18 protein-coding genes are annotated in these 23,106 nt (G+C 61.9%); 11 read left to right on the forward strand and 7 right to left on the reverse strand.

Features of this window, described 5'->3' with window-relative positions:
- Positions 1-53 precede the first annotated feature (53 nt).
- Together BM254_RS04090 and BM254_RS04095 are read left to right on the forward strand one after the other, a co-directional pair.
- On the forward strand, positions 54-899 hold the full coding sequence (locus BM254_RS04090; protein WP_245777349.1) for a polyphosphate kinase 2 family protein: 846 nt from the start codon (positions 54-56) through the stop codon (positions 897-899).
- Between the two features lie 23 nt (positions 900-922).
- A complete protein-coding gene (locus BM254_RS04095; protein ID WP_091999003.1) occupies positions 923-2,194 on the forward strand; it encodes a D-amino acid dehydrogenase in 1,272 nt (423 codons plus the stop codon).
- A 2-nt stretch (positions 2,195-2,196) separates the two neighbouring features.
- Here BM254_RS04095 and BM254_RS04100 read toward each other — a convergent pair whose 3' ends face one another.
- Positions 2,197-2,892, reverse strand: coding sequence for a tRNA/rRNA methyltransferase (locus BM254_RS04100; RefSeq protein ID WP_091999005.1), 696 nt, complete (start codon positions 2,890-2,892; stop codon positions 2,197-2,199).
- On the opposite strand from BM254_RS04100, the gene BM254_RS04105 reads away from it, so the two are divergent.
- Positions 2,891-4,165: a methyltransferase gene (locus tag BM254_RS04105; RefSeq protein ID WP_091999008.1), complete on the forward strand. Its 1,275-nt coding sequence runs from the start codon at positions 2,891-2,893 to the stop codon at positions 4,163-4,165. The two genes, BM254_RS04100 and BM254_RS04105, sit on opposite strands and share 2 nt — an antisense overlap.
- Here the strand turns inward: BM254_RS04105 and BM254_RS04110 are convergent.
- The 3 genes from BM254_RS04110 to BM254_RS04120 all read right to left on the reverse strand — a co-directional run bounded on the left by BM254_RS04110 (position 4,122) and on the right by BM254_RS04120 (position 8,356).
- Positions 4,122-4,583 carry a DUF4124 domain-containing protein gene (locus BM254_RS04110; RefSeq protein WP_245777350.1) on the reverse strand — a complete coding sequence of 154 codons (462 nt, stop codon included), beginning with the start codon at positions 4,581-4,583 and terminating at the stop codon, positions 4,122-4,124. The genes BM254_RS04105 and BM254_RS04110 overlap by 44 nt on opposite strands.
- 98 nt (positions 4,584-4,681) lie before the next feature.
- Complete coding sequence (locus BM254_RS04115; RefSeq protein WP_091999014.1) at positions 4,682-5,878, reverse strand: OmpA family protein; 1,197 nt, start codon at positions 5,876-5,878, stop codon at positions 4,682-4,684.
- A 159-nt stretch (positions 5,879-6,037) separates the two neighbouring features.
- A complete protein-coding gene (locus tag BM254_RS04120; RefSeq protein WP_091999017.1) occupies positions 6,038-8,356 on the reverse strand; it encodes an ATP-dependent helicase in 2,319 nt (772 codons plus the stop codon).
- A 195-nt stretch (positions 8,357-8,551) separates the two neighbouring features.
- On the opposite strand from BM254_RS04120, the gene BM254_RS04125 reads away from it, so the two are divergent.
- From BM254_RS04125 to BM254_RS04135, 3 genes are all read left to right on the forward strand, one after another.
- The gene (locus tag BM254_RS04125) at positions 8,552-8,923 is read left to right on the forward strand and encodes a DUF2237 family protein (RefSeq protein WP_245777351.1); all 372 of its coding nucleotides are present in this window, start codon (positions 8,552-8,554) and stop codon (positions 8,921-8,923) included.
- Positions 8,923-11,079, forward strand: coding sequence for a tRNA(Met) cytidine acetyltransferase TmcA (locus BM254_RS04130; protein ID WP_091999023.1), 2,157 nt, complete (start codon positions 8,923-8,925; stop codon positions 11,077-11,079). The genes BM254_RS04125 and BM254_RS04130 overlap by 1 nt, the downstream gene beginning before the upstream one ends.
- A gap of 69 nt (positions 11,080-11,148) precedes the next feature.
- Positions 11,149-11,841, forward strand: a complete 693-nt coding sequence (locus BM254_RS04135) for an ankyrin repeat domain-containing protein (protein ID WP_091999026.1) — start codon at positions 11,149-11,151, stop codon at positions 11,839-11,841.
- 4 nt (positions 11,842-11,845) lie between these two features.
- On the opposite strand, the gene BM254_RS04140 is transcribed toward BM254_RS04135, so the two are convergent.
- Positions 11,846-12,949, reverse strand: a complete 1,104-nt coding sequence (locus BM254_RS04140) for an enoyl-CoA hydratase/isomerase family protein (RefSeq protein ID WP_091999028.1) — start codon at positions 12,947-12,949, stop codon at positions 11,846-11,848.
- A gap of 221 nt (positions 12,950-13,170) precedes the next feature.
- Here BM254_RS04140 and BM254_RS04145 point away from each other — a divergent pair, with 221 nt between their 5' ends.
- Positions 13,171-13,506, forward strand: a complete 336-nt coding sequence (locus BM254_RS04145; RefSeq protein ID WP_091999030.1) for a c-type cytochrome — start codon at positions 13,171-13,173, stop codon at positions 13,504-13,506.
- A gap of 27 nt (positions 13,507-13,533) precedes the next feature.
- Here BM254_RS04145 and ppnN read toward each other — a convergent pair whose 3' ends face one another.
- The gene (ppnN, locus tag BM254_RS04150; RefSeq protein ID WP_091999034.1) at positions 13,534-14,916 is read right to left on the reverse strand and encodes a nucleotide 5'-monophosphate nucleosidase PpnN; all 1,383 of its coding nucleotides are present in this window, start codon (positions 14,914-14,916) and stop codon (positions 13,534-13,536) included.
- Positions 14,917-15,027: 111 nt separating this feature from the next.
- Here ppnN and thiI point away from each other — a divergent pair, with 111 nt between their 5' ends.
- The gene (gene thiI, locus BM254_RS04155) at positions 15,028-16,482 is read left to right on the forward strand and encodes a tRNA uracil 4-sulfurtransferase ThiI (protein ID WP_091999037.1); all 1,455 of its coding nucleotides are present in this window, start codon (positions 15,028-15,030) and stop codon (positions 16,480-16,482) included.
- A gap of 10 nt (positions 16,483-16,492) precedes the next feature.
- Here thiI and BM254_RS04160 read toward each other — a convergent pair whose 3' ends face one another.
- Positions 16,493-17,506, reverse strand: coding sequence for a histone deacetylase family protein (locus BM254_RS04160; RefSeq protein WP_091999040.1), 1,014 nt, complete (start codon positions 17,504-17,506; stop codon positions 16,493-16,495).
- A gap of 170 nt (positions 17,507-17,676) precedes the next feature.
- On the opposite strand from BM254_RS04160, the gene BM254_RS04165 reads away from it, so the two are divergent.
- The 3 genes from BM254_RS04165 (at position 17,677) to BM254_RS04175 (ending at position 23,075) form a co-directional block, all read left to right on the forward strand.
- Positions 17,677-19,125, forward strand: coding sequence for an NAD-dependent succinate-semialdehyde dehydrogenase (locus BM254_RS04165; protein ID WP_091999042.1), 1,449 nt, complete (start codon positions 17,677-17,679; stop codon positions 19,123-19,125).
- 277 nt (positions 19,126-19,402) lie between these two features.
- A complete protein-coding gene (gene uvrD, locus BM254_RS04170; RefSeq protein WP_091999045.1) occupies positions 19,403-21,568 on the forward strand; it encodes a DNA helicase II in 2,166 nt (721 codons plus the stop codon).
- 137 nt (positions 21,569-21,705) lie between these two features.
- A protein-coding gene (locus BM254_RS04175) for an IS3 family transposase (RefSeq protein WP_091999048.1) occupies positions 21,706-23,075 on the forward strand; the annotation gives its coding sequence in 2 pieces (ribosomal slippage) (positions 21,706-22,183 and positions 22,183-23,075; 1,371 coding nt in all).
- The last annotated feature ends 31 nt before the right edge of the window (positions 23,076-23,106 follow it).

The raw sequence follows: 23,106 nt of genomic DNA on the forward strand, positions 1-23,106 counted from the left end.
ATCCCGCAAGTTTACCAGTTTGTGCGATTGTTAACCTGTTTCGGACTATGACTATGGGAAAGGATTTTATGGATGTATCGCCGTTCGCCAGCTCCTGGTGTTTTGATCCCGATCGGCCCCGGTTCCGGGACTACCCGACGCTGCTGGACGATGACGAGGAGGTTCCTGCCCTGGAGGCCAGTCTGGAGGAGATCGGCGAATACCAGCGCCGGCTCTGGGCCAATCGCAAGCGCGCACTGCTGGTGGTGGTTCACGGCCCCGATACCAGCGGCAAGGACAGCCTGATCCGTACCCTGGCCACCTACGCCGACCCGGCCGGATTCCATGCCTGGTCGTTCAGCCGGCCGCAAGGGGCGGAAGTCCGCCATGATTTTCTCTGGCGGGTCACCCCCTACCTGCCAGGCCTGGGCGAAATGGTCGCCTTCAACCGGAGTCATCACGAAGCGGTCATTGCCGAGCGGGTCTGGCCGGTGCGTGCCCCGGACAGCTACAACTGGAACAACAGGTACCAGTCCATCCGTAATTTCGAGCGCCACCTGGTGCAGGAGGGCACGACGATCCTGAAAGTCTGGCAAAACCTGTCCGAAGACGAGCACCGCCGGCGCCTGCTCAAACGCCTGGACAAGCCCCGCAAGCGTTGGAAATTCGATAAATCCGATATTGATGGCTGGGCCAGACGGGCGGAGTATGAGGCCTTTGCCGAGCAGGCGATGGCGGCAACCCATACTCCGGAAGCACCCTGGTTTGTCGTTCCCGGTGACAGAAAACCCCAGGCCCGGGCGATTGTGGCTGCGATGTTGGCAGAACAGCTCAGGCAACTGGCCCCGGACTATCCGGCGGAAGATGAAGCGGTACTCAGGGAATATCGGCAACTGTTGGCCAGGAACGGGGTCAGCTGAAATTAACGGACTCGGAGGCGTGCATGCACATTGTAGTAGTCGGTGGTGGTGTGGTCGGAGTGACCACAGCCTGGGAACTGAACCGTCGGGGGCATCAGGTAACGGTTATCGAGCGCCACGACGTTGCCGGTAACGAGACCAGCAAGGGCAACGCTGCCCAGCGCTCCTACGGGGTGGTTTACCCGTGGGCGGACCCCTCGATGGTGTTCAAGGCATTGCCATGGCTGTTCAAACAGGACGGTCCTTTGAAGCTGCGGATGCCGCCATCGGTGGAAGCGGTGAAGTTCATGTTTGCCACCCTCCGGTACGCCTGGTCTCCGGGGCTGTTCGGTCTTAACCGGCGGGCCATGCTGCGTCTGGGTATTCACAGCCGGGAGCGCTTCCTGAAGCTGGAGCAAGAGCTGGACCTCGAGTTCGATGGTGACCACAAGGGGCTGCTCCATCTGGCCAGCACACCGGAGGCGTTGGAGGGGTATCGCGACGTGCATAACCTGCTGACCGAGCTTGGTATCCCCTCGAGGCTGTTGAGCCCGGAACAGGTACGGGAAGTGGAGCCGGGTATGGTCGGCGGCGGCCCGCTGTACGGGGCCCTAAGCTACGATACCGACGGCACCGGCGACTGCCACCTGTTTTCCCGGGCCCTGGCGAATGCCTGCGAGGAGAAGGGGGTGGAATTCCGCTACAACGTTGAGGTGGATAACCTGATCGCCGGTGAACACCGGGTGGATGCGGTGGCTCTGCGCAACGCCGATGGCGAGCGGGAGATTCTCAAGGCGGACGCCTTTGTGATCAGTGCCGGTTGCTGGTCACCCACGCTCGTGCGCCCCATCGGGCTGGATCTGCCCATCTACCCGATCAAGGGCTACAGCATTACCGTGCCCCTTAAAAATCAAGAACATGCGCCTTTCAGCACCATCCACGACGACAACTACAAGGTGGTCTCCACCCGGCTGGGCGATCGGCTGCGGGCTACCGGTTTTGTGGAGCTGGCGGACTTCAACCGGGACATTCCGGAAGCCCGTATTGCCACCATTCGCAAATCGGTGGAATCCCGCTATCCCGGTTGTGCCGACCTGGACGCGGCAGAAACCTGGACCGGTTTCCGGCCCATGACCCCCGATGGGCCGGCCATCATCGGCCAGGGCCCGAGGGAGAACCTGTACCTGAACACCGGCCACGGTACCTTCGGCTGGACCCTGTCCGCCGGCAGTGCCGATGTCATCGCCCGGGTCATCGACGGTGAAACCTCGCCGGTAAACCTGGATGCGTTTCGCCCCGGACGCTTTCAGGAATAGGGTTATTTCTTCCTGAGGGTTCGTTCGATGTTGCCGCACAGGGTGTGAGCGAACCCGATGTCCCGCTCCGACAGCAGTGGCAGGCGTTCGAACATCCATTGCGACAGCTTGCCCTCCGGGGGCGTGTCAACGTCGGGCAACAGCTGCTCGAGCCGTTCCCGCAGGGCCCCCAGGCCGGCCTCAGCCGGTGCAAGCTTGTCGCCTTCCGCCTCACTGTTAACGGACAGCCCCGACATCTCCCAGGCATAGAGCATCACCGACTGGGCCAGGTTCAGGGACGGGTAGGCCACTTTCATCGGAATGCCGGTGACTAGGTCGCACAGGGCCATTTCCTCGTTGGCCAAACCCCGGTCCTCGCGTCCGAAAACCAGGGCGGCGGTGGCCACGGAAGCGCCCTTGTCAGTCAGCACCGTGCGCAATCGGTCCGGGGTGTGCCAGTCCTGGCGGTTGTGGCGGGGCTTGGCTGAGGTGCCCATCAGCAGGTCTACGGAGTTTCGTACCGCCGCCAGATCAGGGAAAATGCGCGCGTTATCGAGAACATGATCGCTGCCGTGGGCCAGCCAGTGGGCTTCCGGGCGGGTGTGCAGGTCTGAATTCACCAGCCACAGTTCGCCGAACCCCATGGTACACAGGGCACGGGCTGCCGCTCCGACGTTTTCAGGAACCTTGGGTTCGACAAGTACAAAGGCCAGTTGCATGACGTTTCCTCCGGCCGCGAGTTTACACGAGCCGACCACATCTTTTTATAGCCGCTGGCAAGCTTTGAATGACTGGCTCGCCGGCCACGCAGGATTCTGGCGGCCGGCACCATTCATGGAGCCGGCTCCGGCCTGGGCGCAGGCGTGCCCGGAACTGTCGTCCTGGCTTGAAGCCCTCACTGATGAGGACTGCGACTATTACGAACAGCATCTGAGCGAGTTTGCAGGACAGATCAGTGGCTGGCTTCCCGGCCTGGTCGATTACGAGCAGCGGGTAGCGGTGCCGGATCTCTCTCCCTCCCCGGCGACCCCGGTGGAGACAACCCTGCCGGAGGTGGCTGCCACCGACATGCCCGGTCGTAAGCGGCTCCAGGCCGGAGCCTTCGCCGCCTCGGTGATCCCGTTGAACCGACCGGTGCTGGACTGGTGCTGCGGCAAGGGCCACCTGTCCCGGACCCTGGCACGGCAATGCCCGGAACCGGTGCAGGGATTTGAATGGGACCCGGCGTTGGTGGATGACGGCAACCGGTTGGCCCGCCACTTTGCCGATGCCGTGACCGTGCATTGCCAGGACGTGATGGCGGATGACGTGCGCTGGCCGGCCGGCAGTCACGGCGTGGCCCTGCATGCCTGTGGTGACCTGCATCGCCAGCTGATCCGCCGGGGTAGCGTCGCCGGTGCACCGCGCCTGAGTTTTTCGCCCTGTTGCTACCACCTGACCGCCCACTCTGAATATAACCCCCTCTCCGGGCAGGCGAAGCAACACCCGCACGTACTCAGGTTGACCCGGAATGATCTCCGGCTGGCGGTCCAGGAGACCGTGACCGCCCCTGCCAGAGTGCGGGCGCAGACCGCGCTGGTCAGCCAGTGGCGACTGGGTTTTGACGCGCTGCAAAGGCATTTGCGCGGCTCAGACCAATACCTTCCGGTGCCCTCCCATCCGCCCCGGTTGGTGAATGAGGGGTTTGCAGCTTTCTGTCGATGGGCGGCACGGAAAAAGCAGCTGGAACTGCCGGATCGGGTGGACTGGGACCATTGGCTGGATGCAGGCCGGCAGCGGTTCAGACAGGTTCGCCGCCATGAACTGATGCGCCACCTGTTCCGTCGGCCCCTGGAACTCTGGCTGGTTCTGGACTATGCAGTGGCTCTGGAAGAACAGGGGTACCGGGTGCGCCTGGGAACCTTCTGTGACCGCGCCCTGACTCCGCGAAACCTGCTGCTGGATGCGGTCAGGGTTTGCGATACTCCACCCGCTCCACGCAGCCATCCCTGAAGTACACATAGGTCAGTTCATAAAGCGCGCCGTAGTAACGGGTCTGGTAGATCCAGACTTCCCGGGGGTTGGTGTGCACTTCCGGGGGGTTGCCAAAAGCCCGCCGGACGTGCTCCCGGGTCATGCCCCGGACTACCTGTTCCCGCACCAGGTACCGCCGTAAATCCGTGGAATTGATGAATCGGCAGGTGGAGGCCTCTACCGGCTCTTTGGTTTTTCTGTCCTCGCGCCCGGAATCCTTGCTGGCCGGTTCGGGCAGGTTCTGGTTGAAACTGCCGCCAATCCGGTTGTCCTGGATCTCGATGGCCCGGGCATCAGTACCGCAGGGCTGATCCGAGAAGGTCACCGAGCCGTTGCTTTCGCAGCGATAGACCTCGGCCAGGGCGCTGCCGGAAAAGGCCATCAACAGGATTGTCATTACCAGTCCGCGATTCATCTTGTTATCGCCATTGATGATTTTGTTGATACCAAAAAGAAAGGCGCCCGCAGGCGCCTTTCCTTCGTTCCGGTCCCGTGTTAGCGGCGAACCTGGATACGGGCCTCGACCCGACGGTTCTCCGCACGGCCTTCGGCGGTATCGTTGGAGGCAATGGGTGCCTCCTCACCGTAACCGATCGCGTTCACGCGCTCCGGATCCACGCCCAGCGGGCCTGTCAGGCGCTCGGCAACGGCTTCGGCACGACGCTGTGACAGGAACTGGTTATAGTCGGCTTCACCCATGCTGTCGGTGTGACCGGCAATCTCGACGATGGTTTCCGGGTTCTCGTTCAGGAAGTCGGCGACCCGGCGGATTTCATCGTCATAGGTGTCACCGATAACAGAGCTGTTGGTCGGGAACTTCACCTCGATCTCGAAGGTTTCGATGGTCTCGGTGACACCCTCGCAACCGGTGGCGTCCACCTCCGCGCCAGCAGTGGTGTTCGGGCACTGGTCCTTGCTGTTCACGACGCCATCGTTGTCGCTGTCCAGCTCACAGCCGCGGGCGTCCACGTCCGCACCTTCCGGAGTGTTGGGGCAGGCATCCCGGGCATCGGCAACACCATCCATATCGGCATCCGGCTCACAGCCGGTGCTGTCCACTGCTGCACCTGCCGGGGTGCCGGGGCACTGGTCACGAGTATCGGGGACGCCGTCGTTGTCGCTGTCCGCCGGCGCGGCTTCACCGACGGTGCGGTGGAACGCAAAACTGATACCGAGGGAAACCATGGTATCGAAGGTGCTCTCGTCGATACCGTGGAACTCGCGCAGGTCACCGCGCAGGGAAATGCTGTCACTGACGTTATAGCGCACACCAGCGCCGACATTCACTCGGGATTCGTCATGATTGGTGCCTGCAGTCCGAACAGTGGCGGGGCCATCACCGAAGTCGGCATGGCCGGCACCGAATGCCAGGTACGGGTTCCAGGCTTCATCCTGGCCGGCGAAGTAGTAGAGCCCGTCGAGGCGCAGTTCGTCGAAATCAGAAGATCCGGGAGCATCCTTGCGGTCCGCGTCGGCGCGGGAATAGACCGCTTCCACCGCCCAGTGCGGGGTAAAGCGATATTCCACGCCCAGGCCGAAGGTGCCGGTCTCGCTCAGGTCCCGCTTGTCATCGAAATACTGGAAGCCCGCGAACGGGTTGAGATAGATGGTTTCCTGGCGTTCCTCGGCCAGGGCGGGGGTGGCCAGACAGGCTGTCAGGGCGGCTAAAGCTATCGGACGCATGATGTTCATGCTGAACCTCCTGTTCGGTTGTCGTTCTTGCTACTGCTTTTGTGCAGAAAATTAGGGTGTTACCTGAAAACTAGGCCAGTAGGCCAAAAAAGACAAAAAATTGAAATGTTTTGTTACGTTCGGAATTGTACGGACTTACGGCGCGGGCCAGGCGGTGGATCAGGCCAATGTGGTGAAATACAGGTGGGCGCTTTTCTTGCTGAAGTTCAGAGTGTCGCCGTTATCGAAACGCACTTCGAATGAGCTTTCATCCTCACCGACGATGCTACCGGCTCCGAAAATGGCATGGCTCACGCGCTGACTGTGCCAGACCGGCGCCTGCCGATCATCTGTGGCCGGGGTGGTGCCTTCCAGGGAGACGCCTTCCCGCTGGGCATAGCGCTGGCTGACCGGGGTAAGCGGTGCCTCCAACTTGATGGGTGAAGCGGTCCGGCCGTCAGAATCCAGATGCTGTCCCAGCTCCTCCGAGAGTTCGAAACAGCACTCCTCCACAAACCGGCTGGGCCCCTGGTCACCGTCCAGGTGAGGCCGTTTGCTGACCGGCCGGCTGATCAGGTGCAGGGTCTCCCGCGTCCGGGTCATGGCCACGTACAACAGCCGGCGCTCACTCTCCAAAAACGCCCGGGCATCGTCGTGGGACCGGGGGGAATAGGGCAGGTACTTCTCCTGCAGGCCGGGAATGATCACCACCGGCCATTCCAGCCCCTTGGTTCGGTGAATGGTCGACAGCAGCACGCCTCCTTCCTTGTTCTCGCCGGCCTGCTGTTTCAGGGTTTTCAAATGCGTCAACGCACCCTCGGCATCCACATCCAGGCCCTTCAGGTATTGCCGGAACCCCTGCACGGTATCGATCCGCTCCTCGGCACTCTCATGGGTCAGCGCCAGGCTGCGGATGCCCTCGTACAGGTCGGTGTGCTCGGCATAGACACTGATCAGCCCCGCCACCGGCCCCTTGAACCCGGACAGCTGGCCCAGCACCTCGCCCAGCTTACGTAGCTTGCGGGCAGGCATGGGCGCCAGGGCATCGAAATCCATGGCCAGAATCCGCTCATGCCAGGCCTCGCCGAAACCGGCCAGGAACTGAGCCAGATTCTCCAGCTCCGGCTCCTTCAGCCCGACATGGGGAAACCGCAGCAATAACCGGGCGAGTTCCAGCCGATCCGCATCCGGAAGCTGCCCCAGCTTGCCCGTCACCACCATCAACAGCGCGGTAATGGCCTGAACCTCACGGCTGAACAGCGCCCCCTTGCCGGCATCAATCCGGTAGGGAATCTGCCGGGCCAGCAGCTTCAGCTCGATCGGCACACTCTGACTCCAGACCCGGAACAGAATCGCCGTTGCTGACAAGGACTCGTGGGATTGCTTCTTCAGAATCTGCAGGACCTGATCGCTATCGCTTTCCACCCGGTGCAGGTGAATCGCGGTATCCGGAGTGGACGGATGGGAGTGGCACAGCACATCCTTGCGCCCGGTGTTGTGACAGATCAGATGATTGGCCACCAGCGCCACCCGGTGGCCATAGCGGAAGGTATAGCTCAGCGTCTGCTCCAGCGGACTCTCGAATTCATCACTGAAGCGCTTGAGAATAAACTCCGGCTTAGCGCCCCGGAACTCATAAATCGTCTGGTCCGGATCCCCTACCACCGTCACCCGCGCCCGATCACCGGCCACATAGCGCAGCAACAGGTGCTGGATCTCATTGGTATCCTGGTACTCATCCACCAGAATCAGATCCATCTTGTTGCCTACCAGACGCTGCAGCGGCGGATTCTGGTGAATCGCCATCACCGGCTCATACAGCATATCGGCGTAACTGATCCGGCTCTGGGACTTACGCCACTGCTCGAAACTGTGGAACAGATCGATCAGGTACCGGTGCTTGTCCGAATACCCCAGCTCCTCAAACACAATCTCCGCTGGCGACAGCGTCGTCTTCACCAGATCGATAAACCCGGTGGCCGTCTCCACAAAATCCTTCTTGTTGCGCCGGATCTCATCCGCCAGATCCTCCGGCGCCAACCGCCGTGTCAGCTGCCAGGCCTGAAAACTGATCTCCTGCTCGGACAGAATCTTCTCCGAAAACCCGGGCAGATAACCCTCCCGCACAAACCGTTTGTACAGCCGCAGCCCCATGGCGTGATACGTCCGGATCTCCGGCAACGCCAGCCCCGACTGATGACACACCTCCTGCAGCTTGCGCCCGAAATCCACCCGGGCACTGCGGTTGAACATCAACACCAGCATCCGGTCCGGATCATGCCCCTGCTCCAGCAGGTACCGGATCCGCCAGGCCAGCGTCGACGTCTTGCCACTACCCGCCACGGCGGTAATCACCGAATGCTCGTAGCCGGCGGTAATAATCGCCCGCTGCTCATCGGTCAGAAAATCCGGCAGGTTGGATGTGTCAGGAATTTGAGGGTTGGTCGGCATGGCCGGTATTGTACTGGGCAACTGGTAGTGCGGATACCGGTCCCGCATAATTGAGAGCAAACCGCCATGCACCAGAGACTATAACTCCCAGGTATGACAGTGAGTTGGTGAGGGCTCTTCCAAAACTGTGCGGAGCCATGGATGGCGGAGCCCAAGCGTCACATGGACGTGCCGCCAGGAGCGGGTTTTGGAAGAGCCCTCACCAACTTACTGCCCCCAAACTGGAAGGTTCACCTAATGGAAATGTCAGAATCAGTAAATGTCCTAGGCGAAAAACTGGAAACCTGCGGCACCGACCCCGAAACCGGCTTCTACCGCGACGGCTGCTGCAACGTCGGCCCCGATGACCTCGGCCTCCACGCCGTCTGCGCCGTCCTCACCGACGACTTCCTCGAATTCTCAAAGAGCCGCGGCAACGACCTCAGCACCCCCAGACCGGAATTCGGCTTCCCCGGCCTGAAAGCCGGCGACAACTGGTGCCTCTGCGCCGCCCGCTGGCAGGAAGCCTTCGAGGCCGGATGCGCCCCCAGGGTAAGACTCCGGGCCACACACCAGGCCGCCCTCGAAAAATGCGACCTGAACAACCTCAAAACCCACGCCGCAGACCTCAACTGATGACGCAGACCGCCGGTGACAACCCCACAGGCCACGAAGCCTGGGTACGGCTGGTTGAACACCTCGGCGCCCGCGGCGAGCGACGCCTGGTCCTCGTCGAGGGCGACCGGGACAGTGGGCTGGCCTGGCTTCGACAACTCCTGCCGAAACTGAGCCCGTCACCGGGTATCTGGACCGGCCCTGGTGATGAAAATCCTTTGGCCGAGCTCACCGAAGTACCGCCGGCCAAAGCCAGAGACTGGCTCGGCCGGGAACTGTCGGTCGTGGTCTGGGACGGCTGGCAGGGCAACCCGCCGGATGGCCTGGCCGCGATTGCCGGCACCCTCAAGGCCGGGGGCCTGCTGTTCTGGTTGATGCCGCCCCTGGACGAATGGAATCGATTCGCCGACCCGGACTACCGGCGTACCGGCCTCGACAGCGCCGAGCACCACCCGTTTGCTCACCGCATGGCGACGATTCTCGCCAGCGATTCCGACGTGATCCGGGTCGATGCCCGCGATCCCGGGCGAACCCTGATACCGACATTGCAGGCGCCAGACACCCCCTTCACCGTAGCCACCACCGACGACCAGCAGCGCCTGATCAATCAACTGGTGCATTTCGGCCAGGGCCGGCGCCGGCGCCCTTTGGTGGTCACCGCGGACCGGGGCCGCGGTAAATCCGCCGCATTGGGTATCGCCGCGGCCAGACTGTTGCAGCAGGGACGCGAACGCATCCTGGTGACGGCGCCCAGCCGCGAGAGCGTCGACACCCTGTTCCACCACGCCCGGCAAACCCTCGGGACGGACCTTGCCACTGATGACGGCAACAGCCTCCTCACCCGGGCCGGGGCCGAGCTCCGTTTTTTGCCGGTGCAGGAACTGCTGACCCAGCGACTGGCCGCCGAAGTGGTCCTTGTCGACGAGGCGGCAGCGATCCCACCCCAGGTTCTTGAGGGCATTCTGCTGGGATGGCCCCGGGTGGCCTTCTGCTCCACCGTCCATGGTTACGAGGGAGCGGGCAGGGGCTTCGCCATCCGGTTCCGTTCCGTGCTGGACCGCGAGACCCAGCACTGGCAATCCGCCACCCTGACCCAGCCGGTGCGCTGGGCCACGGGAGATCCGCTGGAGGCGCTGGCCTCCAATCTGTTCCTGTTATCCGCTTCAGGCATGGCCAGCGACGATGCCCGGGTTCCAGCCCGGGATATCCGGATTGATCGATGGTTCCCCGCTGACGCGCCGGAGCCCGAACTCGCCGAAGCTTTTGGTTTGTTGGTCGATGCCCACTACCGGACCACCCCAGCCGATCTTCGCCAGTGGCTGGATGACCCGTCCGCGGTCAGCTGGTGCGCCTGGCATGAGCGCCGCATCGTCGGGGTGCTCTGGGGGGCCATCGAGGGCGGACTTGACGAGGAACTGGCACAGAAGGTTACCCGGGGGCAGCGCCGTATCCGGGGCCACCTGCTGGCCCAGTCCCTGGCATCCCACAGTGGCTTTCCGGAAGCCGCAATCCAGAGCACCCTTCGGGTAGTCCGGGTTGCCGTGGCCAGTCCCGCTCGCCGCAGTGGTGTGGGCAAACGCCTGGTGGCAGTTGCGCGGGAGTGGGTGTCAGAGCAGGAGCTGGATGGCCTCGGTACCAGCTTTGGTGGCAGTCCGGAGTTGCTGGCCTTCTGGCAGTCCTGCGGGATGAATGTGGTTCGCGTCGGGTTCCAGCGGGAGAACACCAGTGGTGAGTACCCGCTGCAGATGCTGGCCGGATCGAGTCCGCAGGGTGTCGAACTGGTGGATCGACTGAGGGGCCGGCTGGCCCGGCATTGGCTGACGCTGGTCCCGCGGCATTGGTGCGGGATGTCCGCAGAACTGCTGGCGGCCATCAGCGACGACCTGCCGGCAACCCGCATCCTTAATGATGATGACCGGCGTGACCTGGACAACTTTGCTCACGGGCACCGGGGCTTTGATTTTTGCCTGCCGGTACTCCGGGAGCTTGGGCAGGTTCCAGGTGTCATGAACTGGCTGAGGACCCGGCCGGAGCTGGCCCTGTGGGTCGGGGCGGTGTTACAGGGCCGCTTCTGGGCTGAGGCGCAGGCGGCCGGCCTGTGTCGCGGCCAGCGGGACGGCGAGCAGCGCCTGCGGACAGTCGTGCGCGAACTTCTGGAGAACGGGCCGGAGATGTGACCCGCTCGATTTAATTCCCGCCGTGCGCTGCCCAGAATGGGCCGACGTTCCAAAACAGAGATTGTTGATATGGCCAAGGGACCCGGCACCCTCCACGCATTGTTCCTGTCGTTTCTTGTTTTAACCCTGTTGTCCGGATGCGCAGTCCGGGATGCGCCCAGTAACCTGGCCCGGGGGACGGCCTCCGGGGCATCCACGCCGATTGTTCACGCAGCGGCGGCCGGTAAGCTCGAAGAGGTCTCAGCCCTGGCGGAAGCAGGTCACTCACTGAATACCGTGACTGAGCAGGGATCCCCCCTGATGGCGGCCGTGCGCGCGGGCCAGGACCGGGTAGCCTGGTACCTGCTCAGTGAGGGGGCTGATCCGGATCTCGCGGCGCCCGGGGGGGAAACGCCCCTGATGGTTGCGGCCGGTGATGGCAGTCGTCGGCTGGTCCAGCTGCTGCTTTCGGCGGGTGCGAGTGTCAATGCGGTGGATGAGCAAAGGTATACGCCGGTGATCCGGGCGGCCGAGCAGGGCAATCTGTCTGTGGTCAAGGTTCTATTGGCCGCCGGGGCCAATGTCAATGTCAGTCAGGGTGGCGAGTCGTTGCTGATGAAAATTGTCGGCAGCGGGGATCTGCTGACCGCGGAAATGCTGCTGGCGGCCGGCGCCGACGTCAACTACCGGGCCGACGACGGCCGCACGGCCCTGACCAGGGCCCGGGCCATCAACAGCCGGGACCTGGAAATGTTGCTGGTGCAGGCCGGGGCCCGTCTGTAGTTTCTTACTGCAACTGCATGGGGTCGGTCTCGTCGTCCCACTCCGGTTCGAAATGGGCGGTGACCACATCCTCCGGAACCTCGGCCACCGAGCCATAGGACCAGGACGGTTTCTGGTCCTTGTCCACCATTCTCGCCCGGATGCCTTCGGGCAGGTCCGGGCGCCGGCTGCACTCGAGGGCCATGGCCAGTTCCATCCGGAACACATCCTTCAGGGACATCTGCTGGGCTTTCTTCAGCTGGGTCCACACCAGCCAGGCGGAGACCGGGCAGCCGCCGCGCAGGTTGTCGATGCAGGCCCGCCACCAGTCACTGTCTATATCCGAGCCAAGCAACTGATCCACCACGGCGGGCAGTTCCTCCCCGGCGCTGAGGCGTGAAATCGCCTGCTCGTGCTGTTCCAGGTTGCTTTGTGGCAGCGCCCGGTAATCCGGTGCGGGCATCTGGTTCAGCAGCCGGAACAACCGGTTGTCATCGGCAGCGGCTTCGCCGGCCCAGCGCTGCTCCTGCAGTCGGGAGAACAGGGTATCCCGGTCTTCAGGCAACAATGCCATATCTGCCAGTCCCACCCGCAGGGTGTCGGTTACGTTGAGCCGGGCACCGGTCAGCCCCATGAACAGGCCGAGGCGGCCCGGGAGGCGGTTGAGGAACCAGCTGGCGCCGACATCGGGGAACAGGCCGATGGAGGTCTCCGGCATGGCCAGGGTGAGGTCCGGCGTTACCAGTCGATAGCGGCAGGCGGACAGCAGGCCCAGGCCGCCACCCATGACCACGCCGTGGCCAATGCCGACGACCGGCTTGGGGAACCGGTGCAGGCTGTAATCCAGCCGGTATTCCCGGGTAAAGAAGCGGGAAGGGGCTTGCTGGTCACCGTGACCGGTCATGGCGTCATAGAGCAGGCGGATGTTACCGCCGGCGCAGAAGGCGCGTTCACCAGCGCCCTGCAGTACCACCAGACAGATCCTGTCATCCGTCGCCCAACGGTCCAGGGCCTCCTGGGCCTGCTCCACCATGGCTTCGCTCAGGGCATTGAGGGTGCCGGGCGAGTTCAGGGTGAGCAAACCAAGAAAGCCTTCACGGCAGGGGAGTTCCTGGACCTCTACGGACATGGGGTGTGTCTCCGGGTTGGATGAAACAGAAATCTGGGTATTCTAGCCAATCGTACTTTCCCACTAACCCGCGAGTGCGGTAAAGGGGACGATTGTCGAAATGAGTGCCTTGATCTATCACATTTGAGCCGGGCGCGCTCTGTGCTATAAGTGCATTACATTCGAGTTTTAATAACACCTGTTGGCATTTGCATGCCGATAACGATGAGAGGGTAGTAACTATGAAATTCAAGAACTTCGCGATTGCCGGCCTGATGTCCGCTGCCGTTGCCCTGCCGACCCTGGCATCTGCCGCGGGCGATGTGGAAGCCGGCAAGGCCAAGGCTGCCGTTTGTGCCGCTTGCCACGGTCAGAATGGTCTGGCCCAGATTCCGACCTATCCGAATCTGGCAGGCCAGAACGAGCAGTACCTGGTTTCCTCACTCAAGGCCTATAAGAACAAGCAGCGTTCCGGTGGCCAGGCTGCCATCATGCAGGGCCAGGCCGCGGCCCTGAGCGATGAGGATATTGCCAACCTGGCGGCTTACTATGCCAGCCTGCCGGCCGGTGGCAAGTAAGCTCCGGCTCGATGTCAGTGGGGCGGCTCAGGCCGCCCCACTGACAATACGGTAACACGGCTGGTAAGCCTCCAGGCCGGGCAGCTTCATCCGGTTCTGGGCTACGAACTGCTCCAGCATGGCTTCCAGGGGCCTGATCAGCGACGGATCCCCGGCGATCTCGAACGGCCCTTTCTCCTGAATCTGGCGAATCCCGCTTTCCTTCACATTTCCTGTGACAATACCGCTGAATGCCTTGCGCAGGTTGGCGGCGATCATGTGCACAGGCTGGTCCCGGTGCAGTTCCAGTGATCGCATGCTGTCGTGGTTGGGCTCGAATGGCAGCTGGAACACCGGATCGATCTTCAGCATCCAGTTGAAGTAGTAGGCATCCTGCATGGCCCGGCGGAAGGTTTCCACCTCTTTCATTCCCTTTCTCATGGCCTGGGCGACGCGGGCCGGATCATCAATGATGATCTCATACTTGCTGGCGGCTTCGTCACCCAGGGCGTTGCGGATGAACTTGTCGATCATCTCGAAGTATTCCGCGTTCTCTTTCTCGCCGGTGAAAATGACCGGGAACGGCAGGTCGGCGTTGTCCGGGTGGAGCAGGATGCCGAGCAGGTACAGGATTTCCTCAGCGGTGCCCACACCCCCGGGGAACACGATCACACCATGGCCGCAGCGTACGAAGGCCTCGAGGCGCTTCTCGATATCCGGCATGATCACCAGTTCGTTGACGATCGGATTGGGGGCCTCGGCACCGATGATCGCCGGCTCGGTAATGCCCACGTAGCGGCCATTTTTCACCCGCTGCTTGGCGTGGCCGATGGTGGCCCCCTTCATCGGCCCCTTCATGGCACCGGGACCACACCCGGTGATGATGCTCAGACCCCGCAGGCCCAGCTGGTGGCCGACTTCCTTGCTGTACTGGTACTCCGCCTGGCTGATGGAGTGGCCACCCCAGCACACCACCATATCCGGCTGGCGCCCTGGTTCCAGTACCCCGGCATTGCGCAGGATGTGGAACACCAGGTTGGTGATGTCTTCCGGGTTGTCCCGGCGGAACCCGGCAATGGTCTGGGGAATGGAGTGGGTGTACACGATATCCCGTAGCACGGAAAACAGGTGCTCGCGGATGGCCCGCAGCATTTGGCCATCGACAAAGGCATAACCGGGGGCGTTGACCAGTTCCAGCTTCAAGCCGCGGGGCTGGGGTACCAGCCTTACATCAAAATCGGCGTGGGCCTCCATCAGGGCCTTACAGTTGTCGGTCTCCACACCGGTGTTCAGCACCGCAAGGGCGCATTGGCGGAACAGCTGGTAAAGGCCGCCCTCGCTCCGGTCCTTGAGCCGGTTGACTTCATGGTTGGAGAGAATTTCGAGGGCGCCCTCCGGGGAAACCAGGGCGTTGATCGTGGGTTCTGTCATTTAACGGTGAAACTCCTGAAGGTTTCGGCAATGCCGGATTTTGAGGCACTCTGACAAAACGGTACACTAAGTGCTTTCCTCTTTGTACGCCACCCGACAAAACTCCGATCTATGAAATTACTGATACGTCCCGCTCCGGAAGTTGCCATCAAGAGTAAGCCCGTTCGTCGGCAGCAGATGAAACAGCTCCGCCAGAACATCCGCAAGCTCCTGGCCCGAATCGATCACGACATCGTCGTCGAGGGCAGCTGGGATCGGGTGGACGTCGATGTTCCCGATGATCGGGGCCTCTACGGCCCGGTTATTGACGCCCTGCTGCGCATCCCGGGCATTTCCAGTATCCAGGAAATCGCGGTGTATCCCTTCCAGTCCCTGGAGGACATCGGTGAGAAGGCGGTCACGGCCTTTGCCGGTCGCCTGGATGGCAAGACCTTCGCTGTGCGAGCCAAGCGCCTGGGCAGCCACGACTTCCGGTCCATCGATATCGAGCGCTCGGTGGGCGCGGCACTGTGCAAAGCCTTCGATACCGCCGGTGTCGATCTGAAATCACCGCAGGTGGAAGTGCGGATCGAGGTCAAGGAGGATGGATTCCACATCGCCCGGCGCAAGCACCAGGGCCTGGGCGGTTATCCGCTGGGTTCGGTGGAAAGCGTCATGACCCTGATCTCCGGGGGCTACGACTCTTCCGTCGCCGCCTATCTGATGATGCGCCGGGGTCTGCGCAGTCATTTCCTGTTCTTCAACCTTGGCGGCACGGCTCACGAGGTCGGCGTCCGCCAGGTGGTGCATTACCTGTGGGACCGCTATGGCGCTTCCCACAACGTGAAGTTCATTTCCGTGCCGTTCGAAGGCGTGGTGGCGGAGATCATGCGCTCGGTGAACAACCGCCACTGGGGCGTGGTGCTCAAGCGCCAGATGCTCAAGGCGGCAGCCGAGATTGCCCGTAACCTCAACGTGGCCGGGCTGGTGATGGGGGATGCGGTGGCCCAGGTGTCCAGCCAGACCCTGTCCAACCTGAACGTGGTGGACCGGGCCAGCGACGAAGTGGTGTTGCGGCCCCTGATCGCCATGGACAAGCAGGAAATTATCCGCATTGCCCATGACATCGGCACAGAGTCCTTCGCCCGCAACATGCCCGAGTATTGCGGCGTGATTTCCCAGAAACCGGCCACCCGCGCCAAGCTGCACCGGGTCGAGGCCGATGAGGCGAATATGGATGCCGAAGTGCTGGCTCGCGCCATCGAGGAGCGGACCGAAACGCCGGTCAACCGCCTGCTGGAAACCACAGTCACCCCGGAAGAAGTGGAGCTGGTGGAAACGCCGGCGGTGAACGACGTCATCATCGACGTGCGCCATCCGACCGAAGAAGAACGGTCACCGCTGGCCCTGACCAACAACCGGGTCCTGAAGATCCCGTTCTACGAGCTCAACCAGCAGATCGAGGAACTGCCGCAGAATCGGCAGTACCTGCTGTATTGTGACCGGGGCACCATGAGCCGCATGCACGCCGGCCACCTGAAGGCCGAGGGGCATGACAACGTCAAGGTCTACGCCCCGGCCTTATAACCGGTGAGTCTCAGCCCTCAAGACCCTTGAAGAACTGCTGCACGTTGGTGCTCAGGGCTTCCAGGTCGTAACCGCCCTCCTGGACAATCAGCGTGGGCAGGCCCAGCTGGCGGATGTGGGTGCTGAGCCGGCAGAAGCCCTCCGAGGATACCGATACCTTGGCCTGGGGGTCATTCTTGTAGATGTCAAAGCCCAGGGGGAGGATCAGGGCATCGGGCTGGAACAGTTTGATGGCGGCCAGCGCCTCTTCCACTTTGGCGAAGAAATCCTCCTCGCTGGAGCCGTGGGGCATGGGCATGTTGATGTTGTAGCCGAAGCCCTCGCCCTCGCCACGTTCGTTCTCAAAGCCACTCACCACCGGATAGAAGTTGGTGGGATCCCCGTGGATGGAGATGTACAGCACATCACTGCGATCGTAGAAAATCTCCTGGATACCCTGGCCGTGATGCATATCGGTATCAAAGATGACGATTTTCGGGAACCGGGATTTCATGTGTTCGGCGGCAATGGCTGCGTTGTTCAGGTAGCAAAAACCACCGGCTGCATCCCGGCGGGCATGATGTCCGGGGGGGCGGCAGACCGCATAGGACGTTCTGTCTCCGGCAATCAGTGCATCGGCCGCACCCAGGGCACTCTGGGCTGACCAGTAGGCCGCATGCCAGGTGTTTTCACCAATCGGACAGCTGCCATCGGCCTGGTAGCGGGCCGCCTCGGCAAGAATGCCGGTCAGGTGATTGGGCGAGCGGACGAAAATGTTCGAGATCACCTCGTCCCCCCAGTCATCCATCTGTTTCCACCGGCGGTGGGCGGACTCCAGAAAGCGGAGATAGCCCAGATCATGAACCTTGGATATCGGGCCGGCACCCTGGTCCGCCGGTTGCAGGACCGAAACACCCATCTCCTTCAGGCCGTCCAGCATTTGACCAGTACGATCAGGCACTTCCTGCGGCTGACGCATCTGCCCACGGGTAAAGTAGGTCTGGGGGATATGCTGATCCTGTGCGGGATGGAAAAACGCTTTCATTGTCCGGCCTCCTGGGATGGTAATGCTCCGAGTATAGGCACAGTCGGAGAATGTTCAAAAGCCCGCCCTTGACTTTACAGGCTACGCTACAACACTCACTATGAAAGACATCATCCACTGACGCAACTGGTCCCGTGCGGGGCGCAGACAAACACTGAAGAGGAGCCGAGATGATCGAGTCACCCCTGCTGGAGAAACTCACTGGTTACATCGGCGGTCGCTGGACGGACAGTGCCCAGGGCAACACCTTCGATGTCTACAACCCCGCCACCGGCGAGGTGATTGCAAAAGTGCCCTCCATGCCGGCGGAGGACATCGAGGCTGCGATCGCGGCGGGCAAATCGGCCCTGAAGCTCACCAGCCCCTATTCCATTGAAACCCGCCGCAAATGGCTGGAAGACATCCGGGACGGTCTGAAGGACAATCGCGAGGAAATCGGCCGGATTCTCTGTATGGAGCACGGCAAACCGTGGAAAGAAGCCCAGGGCGAAGTGGACTACGCCGCCGGCTTCTTCGATTATTGCGCCAAGCATATCCAGGCCCTCGACGCCCATACCATCCCGGAGAAACCCAAGGACTGCACCTGGACCGTCCACTACCGGCCGATCGGCGTAGCGGGCCTGATCACGCCGTGGAACTTCCCCATCGGCATGATCGCCAAGAAGCTGTCCGCGGCACTGGCGGCGGGTTGCCCGTCGGTGATCAAGCCGGCCAGCGAAACCCCGCTGACCATGATTGCCCTGTTCAGTTTGATGGACAAACTGGACCTGCCGGACGGCATGGTCAACCTGGTGATGGGCAAGGCCAGCGTGATCGGCAAGGTCCTGTGCGAAAGCCCGGACGTGCCCATGCTCAGCTTTACCGGCTCCACCGAAGTGGGCCGAAAGCTCATCGTCGACACCGCCGACCAGGTCAAGAAACTGGCCCTGGAGCTGGGCGGCAACGCTCCGTACATCGTATTTGAAGACGCCGATCTGGACGCTGCAGCCGATAACCTGATCGCCAACAAATTCCGGGGCGGTGGCCAGACCTGCGTCTGTGCTAACCGTATCTTCGTCCACGAGAAAGTGGCTGATGCCTTCGGTGAAAAACTGGCGGAACGTGTGAACAAGATGACCGTCGGCGACGGCATGAACGAAGGCGTCGACATCGGCCCGCTGGTGAACAAACAGGGCTTCGACAAGGTCAAACGGCACCTGGAAGATGCCCTGGACAAGGGCGCCAACCTGGTCGCCGGCAAACAGCCCGGCGAGCTCGGAGACGGCCTGTTCTTCCCGCCCACGGTGGTGCTCGGTGTCAACCGGGAGATGTGCTGCTACCAGGAAGAAACCTTTGGCCCGCTGGTACCGATGGCCCTGTTCCGCACCGAAGAGGAAGTCATCGAAGCCGGCAACGACACCGAATTCGGCCTGGCCTCCTACGTATTCACCGCAGACCCCGACCGCGCCCAGCGCGTCGCCGCCGGCCTCCGTTTCGGCCACGTCGGCTGGAACACCGGCACCGGCCCGACCCCGGAAGCGCCATTCGGTGGCATGAAGGCCTCCGGTATCGGGCGTGAGGGCGGCCTCGAGGGCCTGTTCGAGTTTGTGGAGCCGCAAACCGTGCCGCGGGGTTTCTGATCCAGGTAGGCGTCTAATGTCGAGGGGGCGAGACTCCCCCTTCGATGCCAGACAGCGCAGGGGCGGGGCCTTCTTTCCAGGACTGTCTGTGGCCATGGATGGCCACAGTCAAGCGCACAGGGACGTGCTTGTAGCGTGTCCTGGAAAGAAGGCCCCGCCCCTGTGCGTTAACTCCAAAACCCGAAGTCAAAAGCCCGAGCCGAGCCCCCGACAAGCCCCGCCATACCCTGTTATACTCCCAGACCTGTTTATTTAACCAGTAGCGAACCGAATCTCTATGGACGTCTCCCACATCATCGATCCCCTGAACGATGCCCAGCGTGAAGCTGTCACCGCGCAGAACGACCACCTGTTGGTACTGGCCGGTGCCGGCAGTGGCAAGACCCGGGTGCTGGTGCACCGGATTGCCTGGCTGATGACCGTGGACCGGGTGCCGCCGACGGCCATCCTGGCGGTGACCTTCACCAACAAGGCAGCGAAGGAGATGCGCTACCGGGTCGAGCAGATGATGCAGATCCCTACCCGGGGGCTGTGGATCGGCACCTTCCACGGGATTGCCCACCGGCTGTTGCGGGCGCACTGGCAGGATGCCGGCCTGCCGGAGAACTTCCAGGTACTGGACAGTGACGACCAGCTGCGGCTGATCAAGCGGGTGATGCGGGAGAACCAGATCGACGAGAGCCGCTGGCCACCGAAGCAGGCCCAGTGGTTCATCAACAGCCAGAAGGATGAAGGCCTGAGGGCGGACCACATCCAGGAGAATCCGGGCGATCACTTCACCTCCACCATGCTGAAGATCTACCGCCAGTACGAGAAACTGTGCCAGCAGGGCGGGCTGGTGGATTTCGGCGAATTGCTGCTGCGCTCCCATGAACTCTGGCTGCACAAACCGGAACTGCTGGCGCATTACCAGCAGCGCTTCCAGCATATGCTGGTGGACGAGTTCCAGGACACCAACACCATCCAGTATGCCTGGCTGCAGGTACTTGCCAGCAACCGGGTGCCGTTGACCATTGTGGGGGACGACGACCAGTCCATCTACGGCTGGCGCGGGGCGAAGATCGAGAACATCCAGCAGTATCAGCGGGACTTTCCCAACGCCCGGCTGGTGCGCCTTGAGCAGAATTACCGCTCGACCCAGACCATCCTCAAGGCCGCCAACTCGGTGATCGCCAACAACCAGGGGCGCCTTGGCAAGGAGCTGTGGACCGATGGGGCCGAGGGTGAGCCGATTAGCCTGTATGCTGCGTTCAACGAGCAGGACGAGGCCAACTATATTGCCGATTCCATCAGTGCCTGGGTGGACGAGGGCAACCTGCGCAGTGAAGCCGCGATCCTCTACCGTTCCAACGCCCAGTCCCGGGTGCTGGAAGAAGCACTGATGCGCCAGGGCATTCCGTACCGGGTCTATGGCGGCCTGCGTTTCTACGACCGCCAGGAAATCCGCAACGCGCTGGCCTATCTGCGTCTGGTGCATTACCACCGGGACGATGCCGCCTTCGAGCGGGTGGTCAACGTGCCCACCCGCGGCATCGGTGCCAAGAGCCTGGCGGAACTGCGGGAATACGCCACCGAGCAGGGCATCTCCCTGTGGGAGTCCGCCGAGCGCTTGCTGGCGGCCGGCCAGGTCAAGGGCCGGGCGAAAACCGGTTTGCAGTCGTTCCTCGGCATCATCAATGGCCTGTCCGAGATGGTGGACCATGCCTCCCTGCAGGGCCTGATGAAGCAGGCGATCGAGGTCAGTGGACTGAAGGACTACCACGCCAGCGAGAAGGGCGAGAAAGGCCAGGCCCGGGTGGAGAACCTGGAGGAACTGGTCAGTGCCCTGTCGGACTTCGAGGTAGAGGAAGGGGTGGATCCGCTGTCAGAATTCATCGCCCAGGCGGCGCTGGATGCCGGTGAATCCCAGGCCGACGCCCATGAGGACAGCGTGCAGCTGATGACCCTGCACTCGGCCAAGGGCCTGGAGTTTCCGCTGGTGTTCATGGCCGGTGTCGAGGAGGGCCTGTTCCCCCACAGCATGTCCCTGGAAGAGCCCGGCCGGATGGAAGAGGAACGCCGGCTGGCCTATGTTGGCATAACCCGGGCCATGAAAAAGCTGGTGCTCACTTACGCTGAGTCCCGGCGGTTGTATGGCCAGGAGAAATTCCACGCCCTGTCCCGGTTCGTGCGCGAGATCCCGGGCGACTGCCTGCAGGAAGTCCGCCTGCGTAACACCGTGACCCGCCCGGCTATGGTCGAGCGCCCCAACGAGAGCCTGTTCAGCCAGGATTCCGCCCAGCAGGCCGGGTTCAGCCTTGGGCAGCGGGTGCGGCACCCGAAGTTCGGTGAGGGCATCGTGATGAACTGTGAAGGCAGCGGGCACCATACCCGGGTGCAGGTGAACTTTGATGACGGGGCCAAGTGGCTGGTGCTGGCTTATGCGCCGCTAGAGGCTTGCTGAGGTTTTCTTTGGGGGGTAGCAGAGGGCTGGTGAGGCTTTCCGGGATGAAAAAGGGGTCAGAAGAAAGCGTTCTTCTGACCCCACTTTCGGGTTTGAAGTGACCCCCGAAAGTTGGACACCGACTTTCGAGGGGTTACATGAAAAGAACCTACAGCAAGACCTTTAAAATACAGGTGGCGCGGCTCTATCTTGAGAATGAGATCAGCCTTCACCAGGTCGCCAGACATTACGGTATTGATTACTCACTGGCCCGGCGCTGGGTTGCGAGGTATCGGCTCCATGGTGCCAGTGGGCTTGAGGCGGCAACCAGGCATCATTACAGCCCATCGTTCAAGCGTCAGGTCATCGAATGCGTGGCCAGAGAAGGCTTGTCAGACCGGCAAGCCGAGGCGCGGTTTAATCTCCGAAGCACCGGACTTATTGGCAAATGGTTGGTGCAGTATCATAGTGGTCAGTTAACAAAGCCATGTCCCGAGATCGAGCGAGCTGCCCCGATGGCCAAAAAGTCTGTCCAACGCCCACCGGTTGATGCGCCAGAACGCACCATGTCACAGGAGGAGCTGCTCGAAGAGCTGTTGTACCTGCGAGCGGAGAACGCGTACCTAAAAAAGCTGGATGCCTTGATCCGGGAAGAGAAAGCCGCAGCGCGAAACAAAAAGCGGAAGCGGTCCAAGGGTTAAGGCGCGAGCATTCCCTGCCACGGCTGCTACGGGCAGCCGGGCTGTCCCGCAGCACGTTTTATTACCAGCTCAACGTGCTTCAGGCGGGAGATAAATACGAGCCCTTGAAGGCTCGCATACAGGCGATTTACCGCGATCACCAGGGGCGTTATGGGTACCGACGCATTACCGCTGCTTTACGCCGGCTGGGTGAGAAGGTAAACCACAAAATCGTTCAACGGCTGATGCAGCAGCTGGGACTTAGATCCAAGGTTCGGGTGAAGCGATATCGCTCCTACCGTGGCCCTGTGGGCAAAAAGGCACCTAACCTGCTGGCCAGGGACTTCCAGACCGCCAGTCCCAACACGAAGTGGGCGACGGATGTTACGGAGTTCAAGGTGCAAGGGCGCAAGTTGTATCTGTCGCCCGTGATGGACCTGTTCAACGGTGAAATTCTGGCCTACGAACTCAGTGAGCGGCCCGTACTCAAGATGGTTACCGGGATGCTCCAGAAGGCCTTTGGCCGACTGAAGGGCGACGCCAAACCGGTGGTGCATTCAGATCAAGGTTGGCACTACCAGCACCCAGAGTATTGCCGGATGCTCTCAGACCAAGGGCTAGTTCAGAGCATGTCCCGCAAGGGCAACTGCCTCGACAACGCCGCCATGGAGAGCTTCTTCGGCACACTGAAATCCGAGTTCTACTATCTGAACCGGTTTGATAGCGTGGAGCAATTACGGCACGGAATTGAGCAGTACATTGACTACTACAACCGCCACCGAATCCGGCTGACCTTAAACGGCCTGACTCCGGTGGAGTACAGAGAACAGGCTGCCGTGGCAGCCTGATTAAACTGTCCAGGTTTTGGGGGTCACTTCA

The sequence above is a fragment of the Marinobacter pelagius genome (assembly GCF_900114925.1).
GTDB classification, from domain to species: Bacteria; Pseudomonadota; Gammaproteobacteria; order Pseudomonadales; family Oleiphilaceae; genus Marinobacter; species Marinobacter pelagius.

Coding starts and splice junctions, on each gene's coding strand:
- BM254_RS04090 (WP_245777349.1), top strand. CDS start 54: ATGGGAAAGGATTTTATGGATGTATCGCCGTTCGCCAGCTCCTGGTGT.
- BM254_RS04095 (WP_091999003.1), top strand. CDS start 923: ATGCACATTGTAGTAGTCGGTGGTGGTGTGGTCGGAGTGACCACAGCC.
- BM254_RS04105 (WP_091999008.1), top strand. CDS start 2,891: ATGACGTTTCCTCCGGCCGCGAGTTTACACGAGCCGACCACATCTTTT.
- BM254_RS04100 (WP_091999005.1), bottom strand. CDS start 2,892: ATGCAACTGGCCTTTGTACTTGTCGAACCCAAGGTTCCTGAAAACGTC.
- BM254_RS04110 (WP_245777350.1), bottom strand. CDS start 4,583: ATGACAATCCTGTTGATGGCCTTTTCCGGCAGCGCCCTGGCCGAGGTC.
- BM254_RS04115 (WP_091999014.1), bottom strand. CDS start 5,878: ATGAACATCATGCGTCCGATAGCTTTAGCCGCCCTGACAGCCTGTCTG.
- BM254_RS04120 (WP_091999017.1), bottom strand. CDS start 8,356: ATGCGGGACCGGTATCCGCACTACCAGTTGCCCAGTACAATACCGGCC.
- BM254_RS04125 (WP_245777351.1), top strand. CDS start 8,552: ATGTCAGAATCAGTAAATGTCCTAGGCGAAAAACTGGAAACCTGCGGC.
- BM254_RS04130 (WP_091999023.1), top strand. CDS start 8,923: ATGACGCAGACCGCCGGTGACAACCCCACAGGCCACGAAGCCTGGGTA.
- BM254_RS04135 (WP_091999026.1), top strand. CDS start 11,149: ATGGCCAAGGGACCCGGCACCCTCCACGCATTGTTCCTGTCGTTTCTT.
- BM254_RS04140 (WP_091999028.1), bottom strand. CDS start 12,949: ATGTCCGTAGAGGTCCAGGAACTCCCCTGCCGTGAAGGCTTTCTTGGT.
- BM254_RS04145 (WP_091999030.1), top strand. CDS start 13,171: ATGAAATTCAAGAACTTCGCGATTGCCGGCCTGATGTCCGCTGCCGTT.
- ppnN (WP_091999034.1), bottom strand. CDS start 14,916: ATGACAGAACCCACGATCAACGCCCTGGTTTCCCCGGAGGGCGCCCTC.
- thiI (WP_091999037.1), top strand. CDS start 15,028: ATGAAATTACTGATACGTCCCGCTCCGGAAGTTGCCATCAAGAGTAAG.
- BM254_RS04160 (WP_091999040.1), bottom strand. CDS start 17,506: ATGAAAGCGTTTTTCCATCCCGCACAGGATCAGCATATCCCCCAGACC.
- BM254_RS04165 (WP_091999042.1), top strand. CDS start 17,677: ATGATCGAGTCACCCCTGCTGGAGAAACTCACTGGTTACATCGGCGGT.
- uvrD (WP_091999045.1), top strand. CDS start 19,403: ATGGACGTCTCCCACATCATCGATCCCCTGAACGATGCCCAGCGTGAA.